Source organism: Streptomyces sp. NPDC045846, from assembly GCF_056431605.1.
In genome coordinates, this window is the sequence record NZ_JBWKKJ010000003.1 from 579,625 (window position 1) to 599,307 (window position 19,683).

The 19,683-nt window shown below is 71.4% G+C and carries 19 protein-coding genes and 1 pseudogene; 12 read left to right on the forward strand and 8 right to left on the reverse strand.

The features are described 5' to 3' along the window. Positions 1 to 45 precede the first annotated feature (45 nt). The 6 genes from AC07F3_RS11625 to AC07F3_RS11650 form a co-directional block, all read right to left on the reverse strand. Positions 46 to 2,094: a HelD family protein gene (locus AC07F3_RS11625; RefSeq protein ID WP_479112849.1), complete on the reverse strand. Its 2,049-nt coding sequence runs from the start codon at positions 2,092 to 2,094 to the stop codon at positions 46 to 48. A 94-nt stretch (positions 2,095 to 2,188) separates the two neighbouring features. Continuing rightward, positions 2,189 to 2,824 (reverse strand): TetR family transcriptional regulator, encoded by a 636-nt coding sequence (locus AC07F3_RS11630; protein ID WP_479112851.1) that lies wholly within the window; start codon positions 2,822 to 2,824, stop codon positions 2,189 to 2,191. Between the two features lie 159 nt (positions 2,825 to 2,983). After that, entirely contained in the window at positions 2,984 to 3,844 is an 861-nt protein-coding gene (locus AC07F3_RS11635) for an aldo/keto reductase (protein ID WP_479112852.1), read from the reverse strand. A gap of 113 nt (positions 3,845 to 3,957) precedes the next feature. Further along, positions 3,958 to 5,526 (reverse strand): oleate hydratase, encoded by a 1,569-nt coding sequence (locus tag AC07F3_RS11640; RefSeq protein WP_479112853.1) that lies wholly within the window; start codon positions 5,524 to 5,526, stop codon positions 3,958 to 3,960. Positions 5,527 to 5,897: 371 nt separating this feature from the next. Next, the gene (locus tag AC07F3_RS11645) at positions 5,898 to 6,272 is read right to left on the reverse strand and encodes a toxin Doc (protein WP_114034648.1); all 375 of its coding nucleotides are present in this window, start codon (positions 6,270 to 6,272) and stop codon (positions 5,898 to 5,900) included. Continuing rightward, positions 6,272 to 6,511: a hypothetical protein gene (locus AC07F3_RS11650; protein WP_114034649.1), complete on the reverse strand. Its 240-nt coding sequence runs from the start codon at positions 6,509 to 6,511 to the stop codon at positions 6,272 to 6,274. The genes AC07F3_RS11645 and AC07F3_RS11650 overlap by 1 nt, the downstream gene beginning before the upstream one ends. 203 nt (positions 6,512 to 6,714) lie before the next feature. Between AC07F3_RS11650 and AC07F3_RS11655 the strand changes: the two genes are divergently transcribed. Next, positions 6,715 to 7,221: a carboxymuconolactone decarboxylase family protein gene (locus AC07F3_RS11655; RefSeq protein WP_479112854.1), complete on the forward strand. Its 507-nt coding sequence runs from the start codon at positions 6,715 to 6,717 to the stop codon at positions 7,219 to 7,221. 127 nt (positions 7,222 to 7,348) lie between these two features. Here AC07F3_RS11655 and AC07F3_RS11660 read toward each other — a convergent pair. Continuing rightward, positions 7,349 to 7,824: pseudogene (locus tag AC07F3_RS11660) on the reverse strand (MFS transporter); the annotation flags it as partial. Between the two features lie 291 nt (positions 7,825 to 8,115). Between AC07F3_RS11660 and AC07F3_RS11665 the strand changes: the two are divergent. The 11 genes from AC07F3_RS11665 (at position 8,116) to AC07F3_RS11715 (ending at position 18,748) form a co-directional block, all read left to right on the forward strand. Continuing rightward, positions 8,116 to 8,508 carry an N-acetyltransferase family protein gene (locus tag AC07F3_RS11665; RefSeq protein ID WP_479113105.1) on the forward strand — a complete coding sequence of 131 codons (393 nt, stop codon included), beginning with the start codon at positions 8,116 to 8,118 and terminating at the stop codon, positions 8,506 to 8,508. A gap of 13 nt (positions 8,509 to 8,521) precedes the next feature. Continuing rightward, a complete protein-coding gene (locus tag AC07F3_RS11670) occupies positions 8,522 to 9,001 on the forward strand; it encodes a diadenosine tetraphosphate hydrolase (RefSeq protein WP_479112856.1) in 480 nt (159 codons plus the stop codon). A 137-nt stretch (positions 9,002 to 9,138) separates the two neighbouring features. Continuing rightward, positions 9,139 to 9,795 carry a maleylpyruvate isomerase N-terminal domain-containing protein gene (locus AC07F3_RS11675; RefSeq protein WP_479112858.1) on the forward strand — a complete coding sequence of 219 codons (657 nt, stop codon included), beginning with the start codon at positions 9,139 to 9,141 and terminating at the stop codon, positions 9,793 to 9,795. A gap of 484 nt (positions 9,796 to 10,279) precedes the next feature. Then, positions 10,280 to 11,272 (forward strand): HalD/BesD family halogenase, encoded by a 993-nt coding sequence (locus AC07F3_RS11680; protein WP_479112860.1) that lies wholly within the window; start codon positions 10,280 to 10,282, stop codon positions 11,270 to 11,272. Next, positions 11,212 to 12,576 carry an APC family permease gene (locus AC07F3_RS11685; RefSeq protein ID WP_479112862.1) on the forward strand — a complete coding sequence of 455 codons (1,365 nt, stop codon included), beginning with the start codon at positions 11,212 to 11,214 and terminating at the stop codon, positions 12,574 to 12,576. Before AC07F3_RS11680 ends, AC07F3_RS11685 begins: the two co-directional genes overlap by 61 nt. A 4-nt stretch (positions 12,577 to 12,580) precedes the next feature. Continuing rightward, a complete protein-coding gene (locus AC07F3_RS11690; protein WP_479112864.1) occupies positions 12,581 to 13,597 on the forward strand; it encodes an ornithine carbamoyltransferase in 1,017 nt (338 codons plus the stop codon). Next, positions 13,594 to 14,376 carry an SDR family NAD(P)-dependent oxidoreductase gene (locus AC07F3_RS11695; RefSeq protein ID WP_479112866.1) on the forward strand — a complete coding sequence of 261 codons (783 nt, stop codon included), beginning with the start codon at positions 13,594 to 13,596 and terminating at the stop codon, positions 14,374 to 14,376. The genes AC07F3_RS11690 and AC07F3_RS11695 overlap by 4 nt, the downstream gene beginning before the upstream one ends. 311 nt (positions 14,377 to 14,687) lie before the next feature. Beyond that, on the forward strand, positions 14,688 to 15,320 hold the full coding sequence (locus tag AC07F3_RS11700) for a DUF1707 SHOCT-like domain-containing protein (protein WP_479112868.1): 633 nt from the start codon (positions 14,688 to 14,690) through the stop codon (positions 15,318 to 15,320). Between the two features lie 443 nt (positions 15,321 to 15,763). Beyond that, positions 15,764 to 16,678 (forward strand): endonuclease/exonuclease/phosphatase family protein, encoded by a 915-nt coding sequence (locus AC07F3_RS11705; RefSeq protein ID WP_479113107.1) that lies wholly within the window; start codon positions 15,764 to 15,766, stop codon positions 16,676 to 16,678. 89 nt (positions 16,679 to 16,767) lie between these two features. Continuing rightward, positions 16,768 to 17,493, forward strand: a complete 726-nt coding sequence (gene cseB / locus AC07F3_RS11710) for a two-component system response regulator CseB (protein ID WP_479112870.1) — start codon at positions 16,768 to 16,770, stop codon at positions 17,491 to 17,493. A gap of 10 nt (positions 17,494 to 17,503) precedes the next feature. Further along, on the forward strand, positions 17,504 to 18,748 hold the full coding sequence (locus AC07F3_RS11715; protein WP_479112872.1) for a sensor histidine kinase: 1,245 nt from the start codon (positions 17,504 to 17,506) through the stop codon (positions 18,746 to 18,748). A gap of 4 nt (positions 18,749 to 18,752) precedes the next feature. On the opposite strand, the gene AC07F3_RS11720 is transcribed toward AC07F3_RS11715, so the two are convergent. Next, the gene (locus AC07F3_RS11720; protein ID WP_479112874.1) at positions 18,753 to 19,616 is read right to left on the reverse strand and encodes an arylamine N-acetyltransferase family protein; all 864 of its coding nucleotides are present in this window, start codon (positions 19,614 to 19,616) and stop codon (positions 18,753 to 18,755) included. Between the last annotated feature and the right edge of the window lie 67 nt (positions 19,617 to 19,683).

Consider the following 19,683-nt stretch of genomic DNA (forward strand, 5'->3'; position numbering starts at 1 on the left):
CGCCTCTCGCGGGGCCGCCCGAGGACATGGGCGCGCCGCGGCGGTTCAGCCGGTCGCCTCCAGCTCGGGCGGCAGCGGTCGGCTGTGGACGATGTCCAGGCCGGACACCGCCCGGGTCAGCACCACGTACAGCCGGTGCAGGCCGCGCTCCTCGGCTGCCGCGATCGCGGCCGGTTCGACGGCCACCACGTGGTCGTATTCGAGGCCCTTGGCGAGCGTGGCGGGCAGCACCGTGAGCCGCGCCCCGGCGGCGGGGCCGAGGTCCGCCGCGGCGAGGGCGGCGCTCAGTGCGGGCACGTCGCGGTCGGCGGCGATCACGCCGACCGATCCCTCCCGGTCCAGCGCCGACCGCACCGCGTCGATCGCCGCACCGGCGAGCTCCTGCGGTCCGGGCGCCCGGCGGTAGGTCAACTGCCCGTCCCGGCGCAGGGATTGACCCGACGGCACGTCCACGTCGAGGGCGGGGAGCAGCCGGTTGGCGAGTTCCACGATCGCGGCGGGCACCCGGAACCCCGTCGTGAGCGGGACGACCTCGGCGTGCGGCTTGCCCAGATGGGCGAGTTGCGCGGGCCATTCCCGGGCCGCCCACGGCGTCGTGCCCTGGGCCAGATCACCGAGCACCGTCAGGGAGCCGAACGCCGCGCGCCGGGCGATCGCCCGGCACTGCATCGGGGACAGGTCCTGCGCCTCGTCGACGACGATGTGCCCGTATCCCTCGGGGTGCTCGATCAGGCCCGCCACCTCGTCCAGCAGCACCAGGTCGGCCGACGACCACTTCGAGGACTTCCACGAGCGCGGAGGCTTGGCCCACACGAGCGCCTTCTGCTCATCAGCGTCGAGACGGCCCTCGGCCGCGGCGGCCAGCGCGGCGGGGTCGGTGAACAGCTCGGCCAGCACCTCTTCCGGCTTCACCTTCGGCCAGACCGCGTCGACGAACTCCGTCACCGGCCGCGTCCGGGTGATCTTCTGGAGCCAGGTGTTGTTCATCGGGCCGGCCCGCCGTTCTGCCTGGAGCTGGATCGCCCGGACCGCCCGGCTGCGCACCCGCTCCCTCCCGATGGCGTACGGCGGCGCCTCGGCCCGCACCGCCGCGACGATCGACGCTAGCTCCGCGCGGGAGACGCGCCAGGTGTACGAACCCTCGCGCAGGGCGATCGAGTTGACGGGTGGTGCGACGCGGCCGTACAGGGCCCGGCGCAGCACCTGCGCCATCCGCACGTCGTGCTTGACGGCCGCCGCCGCCGGTTCGTCGACGGCCCGCACCTCGCGGCCGCGGGTGCCTCGCACGATCTCCTCGTCGACGGTCGTCTGGCGGATGTCGCTCTCGCCGAGCGCGGGGAGGACTTCGCAGACGTAGGAGAGGAAGGTGCGGTTGGGGCCGAGCACCAGCAGGCCGCGGCGCTGGACGCGCTGCGGATAGGTGTAGAGGAGGTACGCCGCACGGTGCAGGCCGATGGCGGTCTTGCCGGTGCCGGGGGCGCCCTGGACGCACAGGGACTCGGCCAGTTCGGACCGTACGAGGTCGTCCTGGTCGGGCTGGATGGTGGCCGCGATGTCGCGCATGGGCCCGACGCGGGGCCGCTCGATCTCGCCGGTGAGAATCGCGCCGACGCCGCTCGCCTCCCCCGCCGTCAGGCGCTCGTCCTCCAGGCCGGTCAGGTCCTCGGCGGCTCCCGCGCTGCCCTGTGCCCAGCCGAACCGGCGCCGGACCTCGACGCCCTGCGGGTCGCGGGCACTTGCCTGGTAGAAGCGGCGCGAGACCGGGGCCCGCCAGTCGACCACGAGCGGCGGGGCGGAGGGGTGTTCGGAGATGCGGCGGCGGCCGATGTGATAGCTCTGGCCGGCGTGGTCGCCGTCGGCCAACGCGTCGAAGTCCAGCCGACCGAAGAACAGCGGGCCCTCCGGCATCTCCCGCAACTCCTTGGCCCAGCTGCGGAGTTGATAACCGAGCACCTCGGCGTCGGCGCCGGAGGCGAAGGCGTTCTCGCCGATGACGACGCGGTGCCCGGCGCCTTCCGTCATCGCGGCCAGGGCCGCCCGGCAGGCGTCGTGATAGGTCCGCTCCTGATCCAGCGCGCGGTCGAGTGACTTCATGACGACCAGGATAACGCAACTCGGTTACATTTTTAACTCGGTAACGATTGGCGTGGCTGTGCCGCACCCGCTCCTCATCGACCGCGGAGACGGCTCAGCGCCGCCCTCCCCCATATATGGCGCCGAGGCCCTCCGCCAGCTGCGCGAACGCCTGGTCCGCCGCCTCCACCGACTCCCCGTACAGCGCCCGCTCGCTCTCCCCCGCCTCGATCCGGCGCCAGTTCTCCTCCGCCAGGATCCGGCGGACCGCGATGATCTGCCCCGCCGCGATCCGCGCGCCGAGGCCGCCACCGAGCTCGGCGGCCAGCGCCTCCTCGGAGCGCTCCTGGTACCCGTACAGCCGCGCCACCAGGCTGGGCGTGCCGTAGAGGAGGCCGTAGTAGGCGCGCACGTGGGGGTTGTCGCAGAGCCCGGTCACCGGGTCGCGGCGCTCCAGGCCCGCCCGGAAGTGCGCGTGCAGGGCGGGCAGCGGCGCCACCCCCTCGGCCCGGCCCTCGGCGACGACGCGGGCGGCCTCGTCCTCGTGGTCGGCGAACCTGTGCAGGACGAGGTCCTCCTTGGCGGGGAAGTACCGGAACAGGGTCGGCTTGGAGATCCCGGCGGCCGCCGCGACCTCCGCGACGGAGACCTTGTCGAAACCGCGCTCCAGGAACAGCGCGATCGCCGTCTCCGACACCGCCTGGTACGTCTGCTGCCTCTTGCGCTCCCGCAAACCCATCTCGCTACCCATGGCACGAGCCTACGTGGCCCTTCCCGCACGGCACCCCCACCGCCAAGGCCGCCCGGCCCGCGGCGTCGCGCCGAGCACTCCTCACCGCCGACCCCTTCGGCGACGGGCCCAGGACCGCCCCCGGTGGGTCCGGCACCGGCCGGGCCTCGGTCGTTCGGCTCAGGCCGCGTCGAGTTCCGCGAGCTCCTCCTTCGTCAGCTCCAGGTCGGCCGCCGCCGCCGAGTCGCGGGCGGTCTCCGGGCGGGTCGAACCCGGGATCGGGATGACCTGCGGCGACTGGGCCAACTCCCAGGCGAGGGCGACCTGTTGGGGGCTCGCTTTGCGCTCGGTCGCGACACGGGCGAAGGCCGGGTGGGAGGAACCCAGGGCGCCCGCACGGGAGATTCCGCCCAGGGGGCTGTACGCCAGGAAGGCGATGCCCAGTTCCGTGCACAGCCGCAGCTGCGGCTCACTGTCGCGTACGGCCGGGGAGAAGTTGTTCTGCACGGACACCAGCCGCTCGCCCAGGACCGCATGTGCCTCGCGCAACTGGTCGACGCTCACGTTCGAGATGCCGACCGCACGGATCCTGCCCTCGTCGTAAAGGTCGCGCAGCGCGCCCACCGACTCGGCGTACGGCACGGCCGGGTCCGGGGTGTGCAGTTGGTACAGGCCGATGGAGTCGCCGCCCAGCCGCTGGAGCGAGCCCTCGCAGGCCTGGCGCAACGTCGCGGGATCGCCCTTGTAGAACCACGCTCCGTCCGCCGCACGCGCCGCCCCGCCCTTCGTGCCGACCAGCACCCCGGAGGTGTCACCCCCGTACGAGGCGAGCGCGCGGGCGATCAGGGACTCGTTGTGTCCGGTCTCGGAGGCGTTCAGGCAGTACGCCATCGCCGTGTCGAGGAACGAGATCCCGGCGTCGAGGGCGGCATGCACCGTCGCGACGGCACGCTCCTCGTCCGGTCGCCCCTCGATGGACAACGGCATCCCGCCCAGTCCGATGGCACCGACGCTCACGGTTCCGATGCGGCGACTGTGCATGTCCTACCCCCTGGGGTGGCTCGGTGCGACGCCCGCGACTCTACGCCGTCGGGCTCAATTCGACTGCTGTTGACGGGACTTGAGGCACTTACCGCGGCAGTAGCGCGTCCCGCTCAGCGCCGATGAAGGGTTTCGAGTGCTTCCACGAGGACCCGGGGGTTGTGCTGCCCCTTGTAGACGGGCGGCGGCTGCTTGTCCAGGTTCAAGAGTCCGGCCACGGCGGTCCAGGCGGTGCGTACCGAGTACTCGACCGTGAACACCACGTCGTCGGGGACCTCCGCGTACTGGCCGATGAAGGCGAGGTTGGTCGACCCCGCGGGCACGACCGGGGGCCGGTCGCCATGGCCGCGTACGAGGAACTGGCTGGTGATGTACGGCATCAACGCCGGGATGACGATCGAGTTCTCCAGGATCTGCGGGCCCTGCTCGAAGCGCAGGTGCTGGAGCACCTCGTCCAGGATCTCCGCGCCGGTGCACTGCGCCATGGTCTTCTTGACGAAGTCGCCCTCCTTGTCGGGGAACAGGGCGTAGCCCCACCAGACGAAGGTGTCCTCGGGCTGGTCGCGGAAGTGCGGCTGGTGGTTGAGGACGATCGTCAGGAGCCAGCTGGAGTCCTTGAACGTGATCAGGCCGCCCTTGCCCGCCTCGCTGCCGCTGAACTCCTGCATCAGCTTGAAGAAGGTGGGGTCCTTGGTGGTGACGGTGAACGACTCCCAGGTGGAGTCCTTGACGAAGGTGTCGAACACCGCCGGGTTGCCCAGCCGGCCGGGCCGCTTGGCGGCGAGGGTCTCCCACAGCTTCCAGGAGCCGGAGGAGCGGGAGGTGTCCAGGACGGGGGCGGTGTCGGTGGACCCCAGGGTGGAGTTCGCCGTCATCGATCCGTTGGTGACCATGACCAGGTCGTCCGGGCCCACCGCGACGTCCTCACTCCGGCCGTCCCTGGTCCAGGTGAGGGAGGTTGCGGTGAGTCCGTCCCCGTCGGCCAGCCGCACATCGGTGACCCGGGTGCCGAGCTGGAGCGTCACGCCCTGGTCGGTCAGCCACTCCAGCAGCGGGCGCACGATCGAGTCGAACTGGTTGAACCGGGTGCGGTAGATCCCCGACATGCTGTCGAACGTCTTGAAGAGATGCACGAAGCGGTTCAGATAGCGGCGGAACTCGATCGCGCTGTGCCAGGGCTCGAAGGCGAACGTGGTGCACCACATCCACCAGAAGTTGGTGGTGAAGAACTCCGGGCTGAAGCAGTCCGTGATGCGCTTGCCGTCCAGTTGGCGCTCCGGCGTGGCCACGCACTTCACCAGTTCCAGGCGGTCCCGCTCGGAGAAGCCCATGGAGTGCGAGGCGACCACCTTGCCCGTCGCGTCGACGAGCCGGGCATGGTCGTCCCACGCGAAGTCGTCGTGGAAGGCGAAGGTGTCCTCCGTGACGGACTTCGACGGATCGTCCAGGGAGGGGATCGAGCTCAGCAGGTCGTAGGTGCAGTCGAAGTGGATCTCGAACATGCGGCCCCCGCGCATGGTGTAGCCGGTCTCCGGCGAACCGGCCGCATCCAGGCTTCCGCCCTCCCGGTCCTGCTCTTCCAGGAGGACGATGTCCGATCCGGCGAACCCGCCGTCCCGCATCAGGAACGCCGCAGCCGACAGCGCCGCGATGCCACTCCCCACCAGGTACGCCTTCGCCACGATCGCTCTCCTTCGTCAGGGCTTCGAACCCTGGTCTCCGCTCCGGCCCCAGGGCGCCGGTTCCGACCCCGACCGGCCGGGGAGGCGCGGTGTCGACCCCGGCTCCCGAGACCGCTCCCGGCTCCCGACGATAAGTGGTATGCGCGTAATGCGCCCTTTGGTGTCGGGGCGTGGGCCGCCGCCCGCGGGTCCGAGCCCGTCGGCCGGTGCGTCGGAGAGCCATGCCGGGTCGGACCCACGCACCGGCGCGCTGCCCGACGATCATCCGTCGGGCCTGCTGCCGCCTCCGCCGCCGCGCGGGAGCACGGGGATGTCCCGGCGATGTCAGCGCCGCCCCCACCGTCACGGCCCCGCGCGGTCGGCCTGCCCCGTCAGATGCGCCAGGCACGGATACGGTCGGCGGCCTGATAGACGCTCACCTTCCCCGCCTGAATGTCGCGTACGAGGTCCACCATCGCGCCGTACGGCGGGTCGATGCCTTCGCCGGACGCGTACATGTAGGCAGCCGTCACCTGGCACGCGTAAAGGCTGTTGCGGTGCGGCAGCGGTTGCAGGCGCACCAGGGTGTGCAGCAGGGCCGCCGCGCGCCAGGAGGGTTCCGGGTCGGCGGTGGCGGGGCGGGGGATGCGGGTCTTGTGGCGGGCGACGGCGGCGACCAGGGCCGAGTAGTCGGCGACGCTCACGTCTTCCGGGACAGCCTGCTCCTGGACGTCCAGGAGCCACGGGACGTCGATGTAGAGGACCATCAGGCCGCGTCCACCCCCTCACTGCGCGCACTTGGCGGCGCCTCGTCGGGGAAGGCCTCGTCGAACTCGGCGCGCTGCTGTTCTCCCCAGGAGAGCGCGTAGCGGACGAACTGCAGGCGCTGTTGCTCGCGCAGGGGCAGGTCGTGGACGTACTGCTTGAGGGATTTTCCGTCGGCGGCCGCGGCGGCCCGGACCGCTTCCAGCTCCTCGTCGGTGAAGGTGATGTTCAAGGACGGCATGACTCGATGGTACCTAGTTGGTACCTGCTCGGCTACGGGCCCGGATGAAGTGCCTGTTCTCGCAGGTCAGAGGCGTACGCGGCGGCCCTGGCAGGCCCGGATGACCCAGCGGGGCGTGCCTGGTCCTCGCCGGTCTGTCACATCCGCGCGGCGCGATCCGTCAAGGCGGTGGAAGCACGATGCGAACCACTGAGGAGATGGTCATGGAAACTCGCTCGATCACCGCGGAGGTACCGATGGAGCCGCGCATGTCCGAGGACCCCGCACAGCTCGTCCCCGAGCTGGCCCAGGTGTCGGCGGCCCTGTTCAAGGTCACCGGCAACGGCTCGGTGCCCCGTTCCACCATCAGTCTGGTCCAGCTGCGTGCGGGACAGATGGTGGGCAGCACCTATCTGACGGTTCTCCACACGGGATTCCTGCGCAAGGCCGGGGAGTCGCAGGAGCGGATCACCTCGGTGGCGTCCTGGCAGGACTCGCCCTACTTCACCGCGGCCGAACGCGCGGCGCTGGCACTCGTGGAGGCGGTGCTCAAGCCCGCCGACCAGGGCGAGCGGGTCCCGGACGAGCTCTACGCCCAGGCGGCCGAGCACTACGAGCCCAAGGCGCTGGCCACCTTGATGTTCGCGATCGGACAGGTCAACTTCTTCATCGCCGTGGCCCTCATCGCCAAGCCGGTGCCCGGCCGGTCCTTCACCGATCCCTGGAACTGACGCCTGGCAGGCCGACGTTGTCGCCCGGGAGCGCTCGTCGGCACATCGGCGCTCCCGGGGGACGGTCTGCCCGAGACAGAAGCGGTGACCGCGCCGGGCCTAGCCCGAGCGGATGGCCCTGGCCCCCTCATGGCGTGCTGCCATGAGGGGGCCAGGGGCGCGTGCGGGCGCGAGACGGTCGGACGGCCGTGAGGGTGGTGGCGTCCGGGGCGGTGTCGCGTGCCTGCGCCGTGGTCGTGCCGGACCGCCGGTCGGGCTTGCGCAACAGGACGGCCGCCACGGCGAAGGCCACCGTGAGGAGCCCGGCGCCGACGGCGAAGGCGAGGTGGCAGCCGCCGGTCAGCGCCTCGGCCCGGCTCCTTCCATGAACGAGCGGGGTGTTGGTGCGGGACGCGGCCGGCGTGGACAGCATCGCCACCCCCAGGGCCATGCCGATCTGCCGGGTCGTGTTGAAGACGCCCGAGGCGAGCCCGAGTCCTCGCCGGACATGCTGAGCGTGGTCAGCGCGGGCGGGGCGAGACCGAAGCCGGCCGCGAGCAGCGTCACCGGCAGGAGGTCCCTGACGTAGTCGGCGTATACGGGGACGCGGGCGAGCAGCCGGAGAGCGCGGTGAGTACGCCGCCGAGCGCCTGCCCGAGGGAGGCTCCGGCCCCGCGTCCATCAGGGCGCGGCCCAGGATCCTCCGGTGCTCGTCGGCCTCGCGGCTCCACGGTGAACCACCTGCTCACAGAGGCGCGAGGGGCCCTTGAGATACTCCGGCGCATGCATACGAGTACGAGCGCGGGCGGCGGCATACGGGTCGACCCGGCGGTGTCTGGGGGCGGCCGTTCCTTGGCCTGGTCGCTGCGTCCCGCGGAGCCGGCGGACGTCGAGCCGCTCGTGGAGCTGCGGGCCATGGTGATGCGCCCGGATCTGGAGCGGCTGGGGCGGTTCGACGAGGACCGGGTCCGCCAGCGGCTGCGGGACGCCTTCGTCCCGCAGCACACGTGGATCGTCGAGGCCGAGGGTGCCTTCGCGGGCTCCATCGCCGTACGCCCGGCCGAGGACGGACGGTGGCTGGAGCACTTCTACCTCGCTCCCGGCCTGCACGGGCGCGGACTCGGCTCGGCCGTGCTGCGTACGGTCCTGGCCCGGACCGATGCCGACGGCGCGGTCGTCCGCCTGAACGTCCTCCAGGGCAGCGCCGCCCAACGGCTTTACGCGCGGCACGGCTTCACCGTCGAGGGCGAGGACCCCGTCGACGTCTTCATGGTGCGACAGCCGGGCGCGAGCACCCTCGGAACGTGAGTGGGTCTCCGTCATGATCAGTGATTGGCGGACGGACCGGATCGGAAGTGCCCTGCGCGGGGAGAACCCCACCGTATTGCGGCGGTTGGCGGCGGGGTTCGCCGCGATCGGGGACGTGCAGTTCCTGCCCGGCTACTCCGTTCTGCTGGTGGACGATCCCCGGGTGGAGCGGCTGTCCGACCTCCCCCGCACCAAACGGCTGGCCTTCCTGTCCGACATGGACGTGCTCGGCGAGGCCGTCGAGCGGGCCTGCCGTCGGCTCGATCCGGCGTTCCGCCGGGTGAACCTGGAGATCCTGGGCAACACCGACGGGTTCCTGCACGCGCATGTGTGGCCGCGCTTCGCATGGGAGCCGGACGACCTGGTGCGCCTGCCGGTCTGGCTCTACCCCCGCGACCACTGGACGGACGAGCGTCATGCCCTGGCACCACGCCACGACCCGCTCCGGCGGGAGATCGCCGCGGAACTGGACCAGCTGACCGCACAGGCCTGACGGCATCCGGCCCCCGGGCGCCGGCACGCCCGCGGCGTGCCCCGGCATCCGCGGGCGTGTGAACGAGCGGGGCCGCCCGCGCCCCCGCCGCCGGAACCAGTTTGTCCGCCGGTCCCGGGCCGCACTACCGTGCCGAGGTGGAACTCTTCTCACGTGCCTGGGCCGCGTTGCGCACCGCGGTCGCCGAGCTGCCGGACCAGGACTTCCAGCAGCCCTCCGGGTGTGCGGGCTGGCTCGTGCGGGACCTCGTGTGCCATCTCGTCATCGACGCGCAGGACGTACTGATCACCCTGGTCACGCCCACCCATGCGGAACCCACCGTGGACGCGGTGACCTACTGGAACGTCTCGCACCAACCGCCGTCCGGCGACGACCCGCTCGACGCGCTGATCGTCCGGCTGGCCGCCGCGTACGAGGAACCGCGGCTGCTGAAGTTCCACTTGGACGACGTCGGTTCCGCCGCCGGGCGGGCCGCCGAACTCGCCGACCCCGCGGCCCGGGTCAGCACCCAGGACCAGGTGCTCACGGTCGGCGACTTCCTCACCGCGTACGTCCTGGAATGGACGCTGCACCACCTCGACCTGGTCGCCTGTCTCCCCGAGGTTCCCGGTCCGCCCGCCGAAGGCCTGGCCCGGTCCCGCGCGACGCTGGAATCCATCGCAGGCGCCGCCTTCCCGGCCTCCTTCACCGACACCGACGTTCTGCTCATCGGCACCGGACGCCGGGCACCGAGCGACGCGGAGCGGGCCGAACTCGGCTCACTGGCCGCCGAGTTGCCGTTCGTCGTCGGCTGACGCAACCTCGGGTGGTGTGCCCCCTGTACATCGGCGTTGGCGTTGTCAGGTCCGTGGGCCCGGGTCCGCCGCGTCGGGGCCCGGGGTTGTCTGAGCGCGCATGGGGGCCGCTCTGCTCCGCCAGGGCCGCGAGGTGACCACACTGCGCCAAGTACGCGGCGGCGGTCGCGGCCGGGATGTTCCCCCTCCATGAGGGTGATCGCCTGGCCGGGCCCCGGTCCCGTTCGGGTTGCTCATGGTAGGTGGATGGCCGACGCCTTGGAGCCCAATTCACCTTATCCGCCCGGGATTTCCCGACAGAAATGATGCGATTGTCCATGGGGAGCGGGGCCGATCTCTGTGTTCACGGCCGGGCCGGGAAGAATCCGAGCCATCCCCGCCTGGCGTGAATACCGCCTGCCTCCCTCATGTCACGGTTAAGGCCATGTTCACTGGTCAATGACCACTGGCCCCGGAAGCATGCGAGCCTTCGGGCCGGAACCTGATGGCGGCGGCGCCGGGAAGATCGGGGAACGGAATTGTCATGATCGAAGAAAGTGCGGCACGCGCCGACAGCGTCGTCGACGCGCTGGAACACCATCTTGTCCACGACGTGCCTCCGCTCCGGCTGCAACGGGCCCGGCGCGAATTCCTGACCCAGGGTTTCGTGAAGACCGGGTTCCTCGCTCCGTACGACGTCAAGAAGCTCGTCGCGGAGGAGACGGAAGCACTGATCAGCCGTCATGCCGTCCGGCGTGACGGCGCGTTCGCCGAGACCGGCGGCACACCGCGCCGGATGCACAACGTACGCCGTGCCGAGATCGCCGAGCACGGCCGGATCCTGCCTCATCTGTATTCCTCCTCCGTCCTCAGGGAAGCCCTGGGCGTCGTTGCGGGAGAGGAAGTTCTGCAATGCCCCTACCCGCCTGAGCAATTCGTCATTACCGAGCTCACGCAGAGCGGCGACACCCACGGCTGGCATTGGGACGATTACAGTTTCGCCCTCGTCTGGGTGATCGACTGTCCGCCGCTGGAGCGGGGCGGCTTCGTCCAGTGCGTGCCCCGTACGGAATGGGACAAGGAAAATCCCCAGCTGCACCGCCACTTCGTGTCGCGGCCGATCCACTCCGTCGAACTCCGGCCCGGCGACCTCTATTTCCTGCGGTCCGACACCACGCTGCACCGGGTGTATCCGGTGACCGGCGGCAGGCGCCTCATCGTGAACATGGGGTACGCCGCACGCCGCGACCTGGCCAAGTCCCTGTCCCACGAAACCATGGATGCCCTGTGGTCCGACCCCACGGGTTCCAGCACCACAGGTTCCAGCACCATGGCTTCCGACACCACAGGCTCCGGCACCACAAGGTCCGCCCCCATGCCTTGCGACCTGACGGCTCGGGACACAGCCTCCCGCGACACGGAACAGGAGAGTTCCCCGTGGCGGCCAACGTCCTGCGGCGGCACATCGGAGTCCCCGGGCTCGTCGTCCACTACCTGACCTCGGTTCTCGGCGTAGGTCTCCTCGTCATTCCGGTGCTCGCCTGGACGACGGCGGGGCCGCTGTCGCTGGTGGCCTGGGGGCTCCTGATCCTGTACAGCTACCCCTTCGCACTGGTCTTCGCGAAGCTCTCCACCCTGCATCCCACGAGCAAGGGCGTCGCACAGTTCGTCGAGGTGGCGTTCGGCCGACGTGCGGGCCGGGTCGCCGCGCTCTACCTGCTGATGACCCTGCTCGCGGCCAATCCCGTACTGGGTCTGATCGCCGGGCGCTATCTGCTGGCCGCGCTCGCACCCGGCGCCTCCAACCGGGCCTCGCTCGCGGCCGGAGCCGTGGTCATCCTCGGCTGTGTCGCACTGAACCTGCTGGGCGTGAAGGTCAGCGGACACGTCCAGCTCGCCGTGCTCGTGGTGGTGACCGGGGTGCTGTGCGCCGTCATCGCCCTCGCACTTCCCCAGGGCAGTACGACCCATCTCTCCCCGGTCGCCCCGCACGGCTGGGGCGTCCTCGGCGACTGCCTGCTGATCTGCTTCTTCGGCTTCATCGGGTGGGAGAACGCGGCCCCCATCGCGGAAGAGGTGCGCGACCCGGCCCGCACCTTCCCCCGCGGCATCCTGTGTGCCGTCGGGATCGTGGGCGTCCTCTACTTCGCGATGGCGCTCACGGTCGCCCTCACCCTGCCCCCGGACCAGAGCACGGAGGAGGGACTGACCGGTTTCACCCGTCTGTTGAGGACGGCCATGGGTGGGGAGCACACAACCGCCGGTTATCTGGTGGCGTCCGTGCTGCTCGTGCTCACCACCAACGCGTGGTGTCTGGGGACTTCCCGGGTCGTCTTCGCACTGGCCCGCGAAGGCCTCGTGCCGCGCGGTCTGAGCCACCTCTCGCCCCGCACCGGCACTCCGACGCGCGCCGTGCTCGCGCTCGTTCCGGGGTACAGCCTCACGCTCGGCCTGCTGCTCGCGACCGACTCCGACGAGGCGGTCCTCATCAAGGCGTCGTCCGCCGCCTACCTGCTGGTCTTTCTCCTGGCCTTCCTGTCCGCCCTGCGTCTCGTCCGCACCGGACCGATGCGCTGGACGAACTACCTGGTCACCGCGGTGACCGTGTTGATGTTGCCCTTCATGGGCGTCAGCGTCGGCTACGCGGCCGCGATGTTCACCGCGGCGATGCTCGTCGAGCGGTGGCTGACCGGGCGCGAGCGCACCGGACGGCGCCGAGCTTCCGCGCCCGGCGCCCTCGCCCCACCGCACGAGAACACGGCACCGCACCACCCTTCCCAGCACGACCAACGAGAGAGGTGACGCCTTGCTCGGCCGCCACATACTCGGAATGACCGACTTCTCCGCCGACGAACTGCGCTCCCTGCTCGCCCTCGCCGGGCGGATGAAGAGCGGCGAGGACACCCACACCTACCTCACGGGGAAGGACCTGGGTCTTCTCTTCCATGTGCCGTCCACCCGTACCCGCGTCTCCTTCCAAGTGGCCGCCGCACAACTCGGCGGCCGCAGTTACACCTATGGTCCTGAGGAACTGCGCCTGGCCAACCACGAGACGGTCGAGGACACGGCCGGTGTCCTGAGCCGCTATCTCAGCGCCCTCGTGGTCCGCTGGTACGACATGGCCGACTACGGCGCGGGCCACCGACGGCTGCACACCATGACCGAGCACTCCTCCATACCGGTCGTCAACGCACTCGACGACGAGGAACACCCCTGCCAGGTGCTCGCCGATCTGCTGACGCTGCGCGAGCGCTTCGGCGACGGGCTGCCACAGCGCCGGGTCGTCTACACCTGGGCGTACTCCTCCCGGCAGAAGACGCCCGGCGTGCTGCACTCCTCGCTGCTGGCCGCCGCGCAGCTCGGCCATCACGTCACGTTCGCCCATCCGCCCGGCTTCGACCTCGACGAGCGGTACGTCAAGGAGGCCCAGGCCCTCGCCGCCGGGTCCGGGGCGCGGCTCGACTTCTGCGACGACATGGCGGAGGCGGTGCGGGGCGCCGACGCGGTGTACGTACAGAGTTGGAAATCCCTTCAGTCGACCGGGCAGGACGAATGGCAGGCCCGGACCCGGCTCGCGGACCGGTGGCGTGTCACCGAGCCGCTCATGGCGCTGGCCGCGCCGGACGCGCCGTTCCTGGACTGCATGCCCAGCAACCGGGGCGAGGAGATGGACGCGGAGGTCAAGGACGGGCCCCGCTCGCTGATCTTCGAGCAGGCGGAGAACCGTCTGCACGCCCAGAAGGCCCTGCTCGCGATGGTGCTCGGCTCCCCGTCGCCCACGGACGACCCCGCGGGCGCCTCGGCCGGCGGGAGTCCGCGATGAACGGCCCGAGCGGTGTGCGCGGCGTGGAGTCGGACCGCGTCGTGCTCGTCACCGGAGGCGCGGGCGGCATCGGCTCTGCGGTGTGCCGACGGCTCGCCGACCACCGGACCACGCTCGCCGTGGTGGACCGGGACGCCGACGCGGCCCGGGAGGTCGCCCTGGAAGTGCGGTCGGCCGGCGGGCGGGCGGAGCCGTTCGGCTGCGACCTGGCGCGTCCGGACGACGTCGAGGCGCTGCTCGCATCCGTGGTGGATCGCTTCGGCGCGCTGCACGGCGTGTGCACGGTGGCGGGCAGCATCCGGCGGGGCGACGTCACGGAACTGACCCCCGCCGACTGGCAGGCCACCTTCGAGGACAACCTCGACTCGGTCTTCCTGACCTGCCGCTCGGCGATTCCGCGGCTGGCGAAGGCGGGCGGCGGCTCGATCGTGACCATCGCCTCCGGCTGGGGGCTGCGGGCGGGGCGCCGCGCCGCCGCCTACTGCGCGGCCAAGGCGGGCGTGGTGATGCTGACGCAGGCACTGGCGCTCGACCACGCGGCGGCGGGCATCCGCGCCAACTGCGTGGCGCCCGGCGACGTAAGGACCTCCATGCTGGAGCGCGAGGCACGTCAACTCGGCCGCCCCGTGGCCGAGTTCTACGCCGAGGCGGCCGATCGCCCGCTGGGACGCGTCGGTGAACCACGGGAGATCGCCGACGCCGTGAGCTTCCTGCTCGGCGAGGAGTCGTCCTTCGTGACGGGAGCGGTGCTCACGGTGGACGGCGGAGGGACGCTGTAGGCATACGGGCGGGATCGCCTCGGTCTTCCCGCCGGGTTCGTGTCACCGCACCCCCTGCGCGGGGCCTTCCCTGATCTCCACCCGAAGGGTCGCTGTGGACATCCTCCCGGCGGGATCGCCTCGGGCTTCCCGCCGGGGTCGTGCGACCGCACCCCCTGCCCGGGGCCTTCACGGCTCTCCGAAGCTCGCCCGACCGCGCGGCGGCCGCCTCGACCGGCATCTGTCCCCCGGGCTTGGCTGCCGCCCTAACGCGATATAACGTAAGTCCATCGCAGGCGTCGAGGCGCCACCCACGAGATCGGGATGGGGACATGTCGGGACAGACGCCGCCCACGGATCAGCCGGACGAGGCCGATGGGCCGCCGCCCCTCAGGGCTTCGCACGCCGACCGGGACCGGACCGTGGACCTGCTGCGCGTCGCGGCCGGGGACGGCTTCCTCGACGCGGCCGAGCTCGACCAGCGCCTGGAGGCCGCGCTGACCGCCCGCACCCTGGACCAGCTGGCCGTCCTCACCGCCGACCTGCCGCCCCTGACGACCTCCGACGCGCCCGCCGGGGAGGCGAAGGACCTCGTGCGGATCGAGCAACAGGCCGGTTCGGTCCGCCGCGACGGCCGTTGGGCGGTGCCGCGGCGGATGGAGCTCCAGGTGTCCTGGTGCGACGTGACGCTCGACTTCACCGAGGCGGTGATCACGCGGGACGCCCTCCACATCGACATGAACATGCGCGGCGGAACCCTGCTCCTGGTGACCGGGCCGGGCGTCGTGGTGAACGCCGACTCCCTGTCGATGAGTTTCTCCAAAGGCGCGGTCCCCGGCTCCGAGGATCCCGGGACGCCGCCCAGGCTCCGGGTGGAGCTGACCGGCGGATTCGCCTATGGCCGGATCAAGGTGCGCACGCCCCGGCGGACCTTCGGGCAGTGGCTGCTCCGCAAGCCCGCCTGACGGCCCACGTGCGGGCGTACGGCCGCGGGGAGCAGGGGGCAGGGAGCACGAGGAGAGTGTCTGAAGCACGGCTGTTACACATCCGCGCGGTGCTCGAATCCTGCCGATGACCAGCTGGAAGCGGCCCTTACGAAGACTGGTGGGCGTACCCGGATCCGGTGTACGAGTCCTGACTTCGGGAGGCAGCCGACGTGTCCACAGGTGCGAAGCGATCCACGGATGCCCCGCTTGACGGCGCTCCCCCAGTCGAGGGCCCGGGGAACCCGCCCCCTCAGGGCAGCGCCCCACAGCAGCCCGCCCCCTCACAGCGCGGCGGCCGGTGGCGGCCCGGCACATGGAATCCGCACACATGGCGTCCGCGCACATGGGGAAGCGGCACAGGGGACCACGGCACGTGGGGCCGCCACACATGGCGGAACGGCACATGGCGGCGAGGACGACTCATAGCCGGGTCCGCGCTGCTCTGCGCCCTGGTCATGGCCCTCAACGACCTTGTTCCGAACGGCGACGGCAATCTCGGCAGCCTGGTGCAGACGCTGCTGCCCTGGACGGGCCTGAGCGTGCTGGGCCTGCTGGCGCTCGCGGTCGCGCGCCGCTCCGCGCTCGGGACGGTCGCCGTCCTGGCCCCCGCCGTCGTCTGGTGCGTGCTGTTCGCCGGGACCCTCGTGAACAAGGGCTCGGGCGGCGGGAACCTGACCGTGGTCAGCCACAACGTGGACGAGGACAACCCCGACCCCGGCAGGACCGCCCGGGCTCTGGCCGCCTCGGGCGCCGACGTACTGGCGCTTGAGGAACTGCCCCGCCGGGCCACCGCGCGGTCCACGTACGAACAGGAACTGGCCGCGGCCTACCCCTACTCGGCCCTGCGCGGCGGCGTCGGAGTGTGGAGCAAGTACCCGCTCACGGCGGTCGAGCCGCTGGAGATCATGCCCTGGACGCGGGCCCTGCGCGCCACGGTCGCCACGCCCGAGGGGCCGGTCGCCCTCTACGCCGCGCACCTCGCCTCGGTCCGGGTCCTGCCGACGTCCGGTTTCGCCACGGCGAGGCGCAATGAGTCGGCCGCGAAGCTGGCCGCGGCCGTGCGGGCCGAGCCGCTGCCCCGGGTCCTCGTGGTGGGCGACTTCAACGGCTCGGTCGACGACTCGGCCCTGGATCCGCTGACCGGGCCGCTGCGTTCGGCACAGCGGGAGGCGGGCAGCGGGTTCGGCTTCACCTGGCCCGCCGCTTTCCCCCTGGTCCGCCTCGACCAGATCATGGTGAAGGGGATCACCCCGGCCTCCTCGTGGACCCTGCCGGACACCGGCAGCGACCACCTGCCGGTGGCGGCGTCCCTCCGTATCCGACGAGACGTCGCCTGACGGGCTCCGCCCGGCTCCCGAACGCCAGGACATCCCCTGACTACGATTCGATCACTCATCGGCACGAATGCTGCGAAGAAGGTGTCCCCTTGTCTGGACCCGTGGTCCCTGACCCGGTCAGGGTGCTGGTCGTCGAGGACGACGCCGTCATCCGGCGCTCCGTCCAACTGGCCCTGGAGCGCTACGGGTACAAGGTGTCGGTCGCGGGCGACGGGCTCGACGGCCTGGAGGCCCACCGGGCCGGGAAGCACGATCTGCTCATCCTGGACGTGATGCTGCCGGGGCTGGACGGCATCGGGCTGTGCCGGCGCATCCGCGAGGAGAGCCTCGTACCGATCCTGATGATGTCCGCCCGCGGCGATGCCCTCGACGTGGTGGCCGGGCTCGAGGCCGGGGCCGACGACTACGTGGTCAAACCCGTGGACATCGGCATCCTGGTGGCCCGCATCCGGACCCTGCTGCGGCGCGCCACCTTCGCCCCGGCCCCGGCAAAGCCGGCCGGTGGGCCCGAACGGGACACCGCGCCCGGCCTGCTCGTGTTCGGCGACCTGAGCATCGACACGCTGGGCCTCGGGGTGCGCCGGGGTGGTGAGCCCGTCCCGCTGACGCCCACGGAGCTGCGGCTGCTCCTGGCCTTCGCGGAGAACCCGGGCGTCGTGCTCGACCGGCGGCGCCTGCTGCGCGAGGTGTGGGACTACGGCTGGGAGGGCGACACCCGGGTCGTCGACCTCTGCGTGGTGCGGCTGCGCAAGAAGATCGGTGCCGACCGCGTGGAGACCGTGCGCGGTTTCGGCTACAAGCTCGTGCGGACCTGAGACGCCGGTCATGGGATTCCTCAACCCCCGCGCGCTGCGCTGGAAGATCGCCGCGCTGGCCGCGGCCGCCTGCTGCGCCGTCGCCACCGTCATCGGTGTCCTCGTCCACAACGCGACCGCGGAGCACGGACGGCGGACGGGAACGGACCGCTCGGTCAATCAACTGCGCTCCGCGGAAGAGGAGTTCAGTCGTACCGGCAAGAGGCCCGCGGCGGCCGACCTCAGGCCGGAGCGGGAGCTTCCGGCGCCCCTGCGGGACCGGCTGGCCACTGCGCACCCGTCTGACACGTACGCCCTCTGGTACGACCAGCGGCCGCCCAACTGGTACTGGATGTGGGCCGCCGTGCGGGTGGACGGCCAGGTGCTCTCCGTGCGGACGGACATGAGCGCCGAGGTGCGCGGCCTTCAGCTCCTGGACCGCAGCATCGTCAAGGCCGTCCTGCTCGCCCTCGTCTTCGTCGTGCCGCTCGCCGCGCTCGCCACCGAGCCGATCAACCGGCGGCTGCGCCGGGGCGCCCGCACCGCGCGCCGGATCGCCGACGGGGACCTGGACGCGCGCATCGGGCCCTCCGGCCGGGCGCGTGACGAGATCACCGAGATGTCCGCCGCCATGGACGCGATGGCCGCCGCCCTCCAGCGGAGGCTGGAGTCGGAGAAGCGGTTCACCGCCGACGTCGCCCACGAGCTGCGTACGCCCATGATGGGCCTGGTCACCGCCGCGGGGCTGCTCCCGGGTCACGACGAGGCGGCGGGCCTGGTCCGCGAGGAGGTGGCGAGGCTGCGCGCCCTGATCGAGGATCTCCTGGAGATCTCCCGCCTCGACGCGGGAGCCGAGGAGCCCCGGCACGACGCGGTCCCGCTGGGCGAGTTGGTCGCGGACGTGGTCCGCCGGGGCGGGACAGGAGCCGAGGTGCGGGTCGAGGCCCCCCGCGTCGTGGAGACCGATCCGCGCCGGGTGGAGCGGATCGTCACCAACCTCGTGGCCAACGCGCACCGGCACGGCGCGGCGCCCGTCGTGGTCACGGTCGCCGGGAGCCGGGTCAGTGTGCGCGACCACGGTCCGGGGTTCCCCGCCGACCTGCTCGCCCACGGACCCCAGCGCTTCCGTACCGAGTCGGCCGAACGCGGCCACGGACACGGCCTCGGACTGACCATCGCGGTCGGCCAGTCCGCCGTCCTCGGCGCCCGGCTGACGTTCGGCAACGCGCCGGATGGCGGCGCGGTCGCCACCCTCGAACTCGCGGACGCGCCCTGAGGGTTCAGGTGAGTTTGGGCAGCAGCAGCTCGATGTCCTGGGCGGACAGCTCGATCCCGAAGACGTCGCTCAGCACCTTGGGCACCTCGTCCGGCTCCAGCTCGCGGCTCTCGGGCGGCCCCGGCACTCCCGGCCTGACCGTGGTCAGCGTGCGGTTGTCCAGGAGGTGCAGCCGCTCGGGGTGGATCCGCTGGAGGAAGACGCGGTCGCTGAAGGCCGAGCGCGGGTGCGAGGCGCCGAAGTGGTTGGAGACCTGGAGGTCGACCGGGTACTGGCGGTGGAGCGTGAAGGTGTGCCGGACCATCCACCCGTCCGCGGTGAACTCGGTGTGCCCGTCCGGCGATTCGCGTGTGCCCGCGGGCTGGTAGAGCGCCCACCCCTCCTCACCGGGGGAGACCTCCTGCCGCCTCAGCCGGTACTCCCACACGCCGTCCGTCACGTCCGTCGCGTCGGTCAGCTCGATGGGCTCCAGCGGGCTCGATCCGAAGCCGATGTCGCTGAGCCAGCGCTTCCCCTCCAGCTCGACGATCACCATGGCGTGCGTCTCGGGTCTGATCCTGGTCGACCCCATGCGGACCCGGCCCTGGACGACGAAGAACGAGAAGCCGAGGCGTTCCAGGGCCGCGGCATAGAGGGTGACGTGCTCGAAGCAGGTGCCGCCCCGCGGGTTGGCGACCAGCTTGGCCTGGACGGAGGCGAGGTCGAGCGGCCGGTGCTTGCGGAGCACGGCCTCCAGGTTCTCCCACCGTACGGAGAGCACATGAGCCCGGTGCAGCGCGCGCAGCGTCGCCAGGGAGGGGGTGAGGTCCCCCTCGTATCCGAGGTGCGCCAGATAGGCGTCGAGGTCGAGGGCGTCGCCGTTCCACATGGGGAGCGTCTCCTTGGTGTTGTCATGTCACTTAGCGCGTTAAGCGATCTTGGCCGGGGTGCTATTC

Bases quoted from the DNA above. Each gene is read 5' to 3' on its own strand.
- AC07F3_RS11625 (WP_479112849.1), bottom strand. From the start codon at position 2,094: ATGAAGTCACTCGACCGCGCGCTGGATCAGGAGCGGACCTATCACGAC.
- AC07F3_RS11630 (WP_479112851.1), bottom strand. From the start codon at position 2,824: ATGGGTAGCGAGATGGGTTTGCGGGAGCGCAAGAGGCAGCAGACGTAC.
- AC07F3_RS11635 (WP_479112852.1), bottom strand. From the start codon at position 3,844: ATGCACAGTCGCCGCATCGGAACCGTGAGCGTCGGTGCCATCGGACTG.
- AC07F3_RS11645 (WP_114034648.1), bottom strand. From the start codon at position 6,272: ATGGTCCTCTACATCGACGTCCCGTGGCTCCTGGACGTCCAGGAGCAG.
- AC07F3_RS11650 (WP_114034649.1), bottom strand. From the start codon at position 6,511: ATGCCGTCCTTGAACATCACCTTCACCGACGAGGAGCTGGAAGCGGTC.
- AC07F3_RS11655 (WP_479112854.1), top strand. From the start codon at position 6,715: ATGGAAACTCGCTCGATCACCGCGGAGGTACCGATGGAGCCGCGCATG.
- AC07F3_RS11665 (WP_479113105.1), top strand. From the start codon at position 8,116: ATGGTGATGCGCCCGGATCTGGAGCGGCTGGGGCGGTTCGACGAGGAC.
- AC07F3_RS11670 (WP_479112856.1), top strand. From the start codon at position 8,522: ATGATCAGTGATTGGCGGACGGACCGGATCGGAAGTGCCCTGCGCGGG.
- AC07F3_RS11680 (WP_479112860.1), top strand. From the start codon at position 10,280: ATGGCGGCGGCGCCGGGAAGATCGGGGAACGGAATTGTCATGATCGAA.
- AC07F3_RS11695 (WP_479112866.1), top strand. From the start codon at position 13,594: ATGAACGGCCCGAGCGGTGTGCGCGGCGTGGAGTCGGACCGCGTCGTG.
- AC07F3_RS11700 (WP_479112868.1), top strand. From the start codon at position 14,688: ATGTCGGGACAGACGCCGCCCACGGATCAGCCGGACGAGGCCGATGGG.
- AC07F3_RS11715 (WP_479112872.1), top strand. From the start codon at position 17,504: ATGGGATTCCTCAACCCCCGCGCGCTGCGCTGGAAGATCGCCGCGCTG.
- AC07F3_RS11720 (WP_479112874.1), bottom strand. From the start codon at position 19,616: ATGTGGAACGGCGACGCCCTCGACCTCGACGCCTATCTGGCGCACCTC.